This is a genomic window from Photobacterium sp. Ph5 (genome assembly GCF_022129445.1).
GTDB lineage: Bacteria > Pseudomonadota > Gammaproteobacteria > Enterobacterales > Vibrionaceae > Photobacterium.
In genome coordinates this window covers 26036-33631 of the sequence record NZ_JADQAQ010000048.1, presented here as the reverse complement: position 1 = coordinate 33631, position 7596 = coordinate 26036, and the positions used below count along the sequence as shown (strand labels likewise).

The 7596-nt window shown below is 37.2% G+C and carries 7 protein-coding genes and 2 tRNA genes; 4 read left to right on the top strand and 5 right to left on the bottom strand.

Annotated features, from left to right (window positions below; all coding sequences use genetic code 11):
* Window positions 1-176: 176 nt before the first annotated feature.
* The 3 genes from I3259_RS16265 to I3259_RS16255 form a co-directional block, all read right to left on the bottom strand.
* A complete protein-coding gene (locus I3259_RS16265; protein ID WP_238030698.1) occupies window positions 177-800 on the bottom strand; it encodes a glutathione S-transferase family protein in 624 nt (207 codons plus the stop codon).
* A gap of 22 nt (window positions 801-822) precedes the next feature.
* Window positions 823-1842, bottom strand: coding sequence for an NADP-dependent oxidoreductase (locus I3259_RS16260; RefSeq protein ID WP_238030696.1), 1020 nt, complete (start codon window positions 1840-1842; stop codon window positions 823-825).
* A 142-nt stretch (window positions 1843-1984) separates the two neighbouring features.
* Complete coding sequence (locus I3259_RS16255; protein WP_238030694.1) at window positions 1985-2572, bottom strand: TetR/AcrR family transcriptional regulator; 588 nt, start codon at window positions 2570-2572, stop codon at window positions 1985-1987.
* Between the two features lie 245 nt (window positions 2573-2817).
* On the opposite strand from I3259_RS16255, the gene I3259_RS16250 reads away from it, so the two are divergent.
* The 3 genes from I3259_RS16250 (at window position 2818) to I3259_RS16240 (ending at window position 4062) form a co-directional block, all read left to right on the top strand.
* The gene (locus I3259_RS16250) at window positions 2818-3129 is read left to right on the top strand and encodes a hypothetical protein (RefSeq protein WP_238030693.1); all 312 of its coding nucleotides are present in this window, start codon (window positions 2818-2820) and stop codon (window positions 3127-3129) included.
* Window positions 3130-3201: 72 nt separating this feature from the next.
* On the top strand, window positions 3202-3834 hold the full coding sequence (locus I3259_RS16245; RefSeq protein WP_238030691.1) for an HD domain-containing protein: 633 nt from the start codon (window positions 3202-3204) through the stop codon (window positions 3832-3834).
* A gap of 137 nt (window positions 3835-3971) precedes the next feature.
* Window positions 3972-4062: transfer RNA gene (locus tag I3259_RS16240), tRNA-Ser, on the top strand.
* A gap of 211 nt (window positions 4063-4273) precedes the next feature.
* Here I3259_RS16240 and I3259_RS16235 read toward each other — a convergent pair.
* Together I3259_RS16235 and I3259_RS16230 are read right to left on the bottom strand one after the other, a co-directional pair.
* Window positions 4274-6247 carry a hypothetical protein gene (locus I3259_RS16235; RefSeq protein WP_238030689.1) on the bottom strand — a complete coding sequence of 658 codons (1974 nt, stop codon included), beginning with the start codon at window positions 6245-6247 and terminating at the stop codon, window positions 4274-4276.
* A 346-nt stretch (window positions 6248-6593) separates the two neighbouring features.
* Window positions 6594-7100 (bottom strand): hypothetical protein, encoded by a 507-nt coding sequence (locus I3259_RS16230; protein WP_238030687.1) that lies wholly within the window; start codon window positions 7098-7100, stop codon window positions 6594-6596.
* Window positions 7101-7373: 273 nt separating this feature from the next.
* On the opposite strand from I3259_RS16230, the gene I3259_RS16225 reads away from it, so the two are divergent.
* Window positions 7374-7464: transfer RNA gene (locus I3259_RS16225), tRNA-Ser, on the top strand.
* The last annotated feature ends 132 nt before the right edge of the window (window positions 7465-7596 follow it).

Below are 7596 nucleotides of genomic sequence, written 5' to 3'. Positions count from 1 at the left end.
CCGTTATTACTAATATTGTAGTTGCAATAACGGGGCGGACCATACATTTTTGTATATAAAATCTATGTTGTTACTGAAATGTGATGGCTTCTGTATTCAGAAAGCCGGCTATTCACACTGTAAATCAATAGTATAGTAAAAGCCAAACAACGACCTGTTTGGCTTTAGATACTGGTTTATTCGCCGTTATATTGTAATTCTAACGCTTGAGCTGTTTGGTAGCCTTGATGCGTTTGTAGCTGCTCTGCGTAACGCTGAATATTTGGAAACGCAGCTAAAACGCCATAGTTACCAAGGATTTCAGTAATAAATGACATCATGAAATCGGCACCGGTTAAACGCTCTTCTACAAGGTAAGTTTTATCAGCTAACTGTTGATCAAAATATTGCATCACTTTCTGAGTTTCCATGTCAGCATAATCGGAAAGGAAATTCATTTTTGCGCCATCTTTGGTGACAAACATCTTTAAAAGTAACGGTAAAATAGCTGAACTTTCGGCAAAATGTAGCCATTGAATATAATCAATATAGGCTTGAGTGCCACGTTCAGGCATAAATTTACCGTTACCGTAAGTCTCAATTAAGTATTCTGTGATAGCGCCTGATTCGGTAATGATCATTCCGTTATCTTCCAATACCGGTGATTTACCAAGTGGATGAACACTTTTAAGTTCAGGTGGCGCAAGAAATGTGACCTTGTCTCGGCAATAAGGTTGAATTTTATATTCAACACCTAGCTCTTCAAGCAGCCAGATAATACGCTTTGAACGAGATTGATTAAGATGGTGCAATATGATCATGATAAGTCCTTTTTAGGTTTAGTTAGCTAACTTTAACTACAACTTTGCCGAAGTTTTTACCTTCAAGTAAGCCGATGAAAGCTTGTGGAGCTTGCTCTAGGCCTTCGACTCTATCTTCACGGTAATGAATTTTTCCTTCAGCAAGCCATTGCGACATTTGTTGTGCAAATTCGTCATAACGGTGAGCATAATCGTCAAAGATAATGAAACCTTGCATCTTGATACGCTTAACCAATAGTTGTCCCATTAACATATTCATACGATCTGGACCGTCTGGAAGCGATGTTGCATTGTATTGAGAGATCAAGCCACAAAGCGGAATTCGTGCGCCTGTATTAAGTAGAGGAAGCACTGCATCAAAGACTTTACCGCCAACATTTTCATAATAAATATCAATGCCATCGGTACATGCATCTGCTAATTGCTGCGCAAAGTCAGCTGCATGGTGATCAATACATTCATCAAATCCTAATGTCTCTTTTGCGTATTGGCATTTTTCGTTACCACCTGCGACACCAACAACACGGCAGCCTTTTATCTTACCAATTTGACCAACCATAGAGCCTACTGCGCCCGTTGCTGCAGCTACAACGATAGTGTCGCCTTGTTTCGGTTGGCCGATATCGAGTAGCCCCATGTATGCGGTAAATCCAGGCATACCCATTACTCCTAATGCATAGGATGGGTGAGTGGGATTCATTCCTAACTTTATTAATCCTTCACCATTTGAAACGGCATAATCTTGCCAACCTGAATACGCTAATACCCATTCTCCCACTTGATAGTCGGGGTGGTGAGAAACCGTTACTTGGCATACCGTGCCACCGACCATCACTTCAGTAATACCTACAGGCTCAGCATAGGATTTTTTATCACTCATACGTCCACGCATATAAGGGTCGAGTGAGAGATAAACGGCTTTAAGCAGTAACTCGCCTTGCTGCGGAGTTGGGATCGTTGTTTCTGTTAAATGAAAATCTTCAGGGGTTGGTGCGCCTACAGGACGAGAGGCTAATAGTAGTTGGCGATTAGTGGCTGTCATTGCTGATTTTCCTTCTTCAATTAGACCAGTCGTCTAGTTGTTGTTTCAAAAAATCCCGCCTTATCGCATCGCTAATGTGCTGATAGGCGGGCGTTGTCTTTTCAATACTACGGTTTATCGATATTACGTGTCTTGTCGATAATCACTTTGGTTGCAGTAGTGATTGTGTTGTTGTTAATGCTTGCTGTAATCCTGATAAATCGTGACTTAGTTTGTTGAGTAAACTTGCTCCAAGCCATAAATTATAAAGAGTTTGGGCGGTTATATGGCTATCGCAGCTAACGATTGAGCCATCTTTTATTCCTCTTTCTATCGTATTGGCGATTAAACCGACAACACTATCTGCTCCTTGCTTTAATGCTTCTCGCATAGGTTCGGAGAGATCGGATACTTCTGCACTGAGCTTTACCACCAAACATTTATTGGCATTACAAATGCCATTTTCAACTTTGATCCATAGCTTGAAATACTCATTGAGTTGTTCAAAGCCTGTACCTTGCTCGCTTTTTAATACATGAGCGACACGTTGTAAATAATGATGAAAATAAGAGTGGATCAATGCTTCACCAAATTGCTCTTTAGATTTGAAATAATGATAGAAAGAGCCTTTAGGTACTTCTGCCGCACTTAATAATTGCGATAAACCAACACTCGTAAATCCTTTTGTGACCACAAGCTGGTAACCAACATTAAGAATGTGCTGCCGTGTATCAATTGTTTTTTCGTTCATGAAGTCACTATAGAATAAATTAGACCAGTCGTCTAGTGTTTGGGTTTGAATGATTTTACTATAAATGAGCTTAAGAGTAATGATTTGATGTTTGGTGATATATTTCTAAGCCAGCACTTGCGAGATTAGTTATCTACTTACTTTGGGATATTTGTTTTATTGTGTGTAAAACAAGATTATGAAACTATAACGATCTTCAAGCAGAACGCTTTTCTGCTTAATTTATTAGTTAAAAAGGTTAAGTGATGGATTTTCAAAATTACTACGAGATCATTATAGAAGTACTGGTTGATAATTTTGATTTAGACGATGGTGAATACTATGGCGAGGTCGTCTTAACTGATGAGCTTTATCAAACAAGTTGCGATATCGCTAAACAGTTTGATGTTGGCTTTAATGATGAGCATACCGCACTGGCTGTACTTGAAATGTCTAAGCAAGCAGGAACAGAGCCTAATACATATTCAGTATCATCTGCTGCTGTTGGTTGTGTTGTTGATTACTTAGAAGATAATTTTATTGTCGAATTCGATGATGAAGAGTTTGACGAAGAATAATGCTCGTCGCATAAAGAAATATAACTATTGAAGCCGACATGATGTCGGCTTTTGATTATCAGAGGTAATGATATGCATCTCAAGACATTAGAATCAATATTAACGACAGAGCTTGAGTTGTTAAGTAGTGCAGATGCCGCGCATGATAAAGCGCATGTTTTACGTGTGGTGAAAGTAGCAAAACAGCTTGCTAAGCAAGAGCAAGCACAATTAAACATTACTCTTGCTGCGGCCTATTTACATGACTGTGTTGCTGTTGCTAAAAATGACCCTCGAAGAAAACAAGCTTCAACACTTGCAGCTAATAAAGCGATCGAATTTTTATCTGATAAACAGTTACTACTTGAACATCATGGTGATATTCATCATGCGATTGTGGCGCATAGTTTTAGTGCTGATATTAAGCCGTTAACATTGGAAGCAAAAATTGTTCAAGATGCTGATAGGCTAGATGCACTTGGCGCGATAGGTTTAACACGGTGTATTCAGGTTGGCACATCTTTAGGTCGACCATTGTATGCCCTTGACGATCCTTTTTGTCAAAACCGACAACCTGATGACACGACATATACCCTAGATCACTTTTATATTAAGTTACTCGGTTTAGCTGACACCATGCAAACAGACGCTGCGAAGATTGAAGCGGTTAAACGGATTGAGTTCATGAAAAGTTATCTCTTGCAGTTAGAGTCAGAGATAGGGTGAGATAGTATAAAGAATAAGCATTTATGCTGTGTTTGATCTGGCTGAAAGATTAAATAGTAAGATAACGTTGTAATAGTAACCACTTAATTAGGGAGGGTATTTACAACCACACATTATCTCCGTATTATTCGCGCCATGGAGAGATGGCTGAGTGGTTGAAAGCACCGGTCTTGAAAACCGGCATACGTTTATAGCGTATCTAGGGTTCAAATCCCTATCTCTCCGCCATATTTTAAGCCTCGTCAGAAATGACGGGGCTTTTTTGTTTTTAAAGTAGAGACTAATGAAATTAGCATGTGTCATTGTCATTATTAAAGCTGTTAAACGTAATACATCATTACAGCAGAGTAATGACTAGATGAGTCTATGATTAATGATAAAAAAACCAGTTGGTTTATGCCAACTGGTTACCTGTAGTGATCACAGATGAAAAGATGTTTTAATTCGTTTCAGATACACAAACACTAAAATTAAAGGTTGCATCTTCTTCGGTATAGCTTTCACCAGTATGAGTTAAATCTTTACTTATATGCGTATTTGTCTTTGTACTGGGAACCGTACTTGTCCAATAATTAGCGGCATATATAGCCCAACCATAAGCTTCTTTAAGATCATCTATAGCGGTTTGAAGTATATTTAATTCATGTTCAGTTGCTAGCCTTCTTCCTAAATGTTGGCAACTAATATTAGATTGTTGCCACGTATCAACGCCCCAGTTTGTTCCATCTTCATTAACGAATTGGGGGGTATTCCCGTCAAACATGAGTTCAGATAAGCTAAAAGTAGTACCCATTACCGAAAATTCTTTTCGTACATTGATGCTGGTCAGTGCTTCTTTGTTACTGGTTATTTTACTACTGGTAGCATATATGGTTACAGGAGTATCAGTTAGTAACTGTGCAATAACATTGTTTTCTGCTTGAACAAAAGAATTTGGTGCCTGTTCTTGATCTAAATGCCAATTAACATTATTCGTTATATCTAAAGAGATCACATCACTTGATTCTTCCGTAATATAATCCCCCATAGCTTTGAAAGTACGACTTCGCTTTAAAGGTACAATTAATGGGTACTGATGTATTTCAGAAATTGTAATGTTAGTTAATGTTCCTGCATTAATATTAAATCTTTTTGTAGTTGAATAACTATTATCAGTAACTTCTGCTGTAATTAGGGCTGTCTTAAAATTTCCCTGAGGGAGAAAAGTATTGTATCCAGTTTGTTTTAGAATGGTTTGATCTGAGCTTGACCATGAAACAAATGATGTTAAATCTGCAGTAATGTGTAACCCTGTAATGCTGTTTGAAGTTGCTGACGCTAATGTATAATGGCCTGTAGCTGAAAGTGACGTTTCTATACCATTAATCAAGGTATCTGATTTATCCGGTCCCACAATCTCAATAGACTCTAGTGTGGCATCAGCAATCGTTAGTTCCTGTTGATTACTTTTAATATTAAACATTTTTGCAGAGATAGTCGCATTACTATTTGCAGTGCCGCTGTAAGCCGTGAAAATATTACTATTATTAATGTTATAGAAGATGTTAGGCGCATTTGAAATCCACTCGACATCTTTTGTTATGTTAATATCTTTAGTAGTTTTGCTATCAACCTGATAAGTACCAATAGCCGTAAATTCACGACTTGTACCATATAATACATCACTTGATTGTGATGTATTTGTTGATTTTATGGTGATGTTTTTTAATGTAGCGTCGCTGACTTCTAATGAAATGACATTGCTACTGACGCCATGAAAAGATGCTGTTAAAGAGGTGATTTCGCCAAAGTTACCCACAGCTCTAAAACGATTTTTTTCAGAAAAATCCTGAGCAAAGCTCGTATCATTTTGCATCCATGAAATATAATTATTACCATTACGTTTTGAGTGGTCACTCCATTCCACAATTGTATCAAGTGTTATCGATGTTCCTTTTGGTACAAACGCCATTTGGTTGTTATCAAAATCAGCTGATTTTAAGCTTGGTGTAATGGTAATTGCGACAGGTTCTAAAATAGAAAGAGGCCAAACAGCAGTAACGTTTTTTACTTTAGCTGTAACATTGATCTTACCTAGTTTATTTGTATGTAATAGTGATGAATCATTAAAGTTAGCAATAGCAGGATCACTACTAATCCATTGAGTTAATGCGGTAATATTATCTGAACTGCCGTCGTTATAATGACCAATAGCTTTTAATTCAAACGTTATATTAGATAAAGCTTCATTCGCGTTTAAACCATCTAGTTCTGTAAAGGTACGCTCGATTGTGATTGTTTTTAGCTGCTTTTTAACTGGATCGGTATTGCTATCATTACCACCACATGCAGTTAATGCTGCTGTTATGATGATAAAAAGAAATGCTAATGAAATAGGTATCTTAATTTTGTTTTTTATTTTTGGTAACGACATAAACAAAATAACTTCCGACTGGGTATTTAGAACAGTGTATTTTATAGGGTTGATTTAACAATGAATAATAAGATGGGGACAATAAACATCATAAAGTGGACAGTTTTTTTATTTTAAGAGGTTATGTGAAATATTATGAATGGAATGGAGCTGAAGCTGGCTTAACTAATAAATAAGGTTGGACGATAATGAAAATTCAGCGGGTAGAGAGATGCTTGCAAGCGTTAGCGCTAACTTTATTATGAGCTTACGATAGAGATCGTTGGGTTATGAAATATCATCGCGGAAGATTCTTGAAAAGAAAAGCATTAAAAATAGTTAATTATATTTAATGCTTAATTTTCTCTCATTGAGCATATTGGCTAATAAAATCAGCTTGAGCCATTGCCATAATTGATGCTGTTAAACGTAGGGCTGCATTTATTGCATCATCCGATTCATTGAGTGATCGTAATAATTCAACATGCCCATCTAGACAACTATAACCTTGGTTTACCATACAGGCAGCAATGCAAGCATAGTAGTAAGCTGTTTCATCATCGATATCAATACTATGTAATGGTTTGAGCTCTAACGCATTACTTTGTTTTATATTGGATAAATGTAAGTTTTGAATTGCCATATAGTAGTTATTTGTCATTGCCATGCGCATTACAGCATGTTTAATATCGGCTAATTGTAAGGTATTGATTTCACCGACTTGCTGTTTAATGCGTTGCAGAACAACACTATTCTGTGTCGCGAGTGCTGCTGCATAAGCAATATATTGAATTCGACTATTCGCAAGCAGCGATTGCCGAGAAATGAGTGAATGAAGTAAATCAGAATGATCAAAAGTAGTGTCAGTTGGCATAGCAATGCTTCCTTTTCGCTAAGAAAATGTGCGAGATAACTGCACGTATGCTTTCAATAGTATTCTCTTCATTCTGCGATGCAATTGACAGTTATGCAGCATTACTGTGTAGAAATGATCAGACACCCGAACACTCCTTGGGTGAGTGATATTGATGAGTAACGTTGTGATAGGTAACAGATTTAAGGAAATGTACGTTTATTGCCTTTTTATTAGTCAGTCAAACGGCTACTTATTTACATAATTAAAAATAGCGAGTAATATTCGCGTCATGGAGAGATGGCTGAGTGGTTGAAAGCACCGGTCTTGAAAACCGGCATACGTTTATAGCGTATCTAGGGTTCAAATCCCTATCTCTCCGCCAAATTTTAAACCTCGTCAGAAATGACGAGGTTTTTTTATGTCAAAATAATGTTGATTATCATTAGTAATACTCGATGAGTGATCAAATAAACTTTAAGAGTTGCAAGTGACTTTGGCTAAAAAGAGTATTGAT

Excerpts from the sequence above, each read along its gene's own strand:
- I3259_RS16230 (WP_238030687.1), bottom strand. The coding sequence starts at position 7,100 with ATGCCAACTGACACTACTTTTGATCATTCTGATTTACTTCATTCACTC.
- I3259_RS16265 (WP_238030698.1), bottom strand. The coding sequence starts at position 800 with ATGATCATATTGCACCATCTTAATCAATCTCGTTCAAAGCGTATTATC.
- I3259_RS16255 (WP_238030694.1), bottom strand. The coding sequence starts at position 2,572 with ATGAACGAAAAAACAATTGATACACGGCAGCACATTCTTAATGTTGGT.
- I3259_RS16245 (WP_238030691.1), top strand. The coding sequence starts at position 3,202 with ATGCATCTCAAGACATTAGAATCAATATTAACGACAGAGCTTGAGTTG.
- I3259_RS16260 (WP_238030696.1), bottom strand. The coding sequence starts at position 1,842 with ATGACAGCCACTAATCGCCAACTACTATTAGCCTCTCGTCCTGTAGGC.
- I3259_RS16250 (WP_238030693.1), top strand. The coding sequence starts at position 2,818 with ATGGATTTTCAAAATTACTACGAGATCATTATAGAAGTACTGGTTGAT.
- I3259_RS16235 (WP_238030689.1), bottom strand. The coding sequence starts at position 6,247 with ATGTCGTTACCAAAAATAAAAAACAAAATTAAGATACCTATTTCATTA.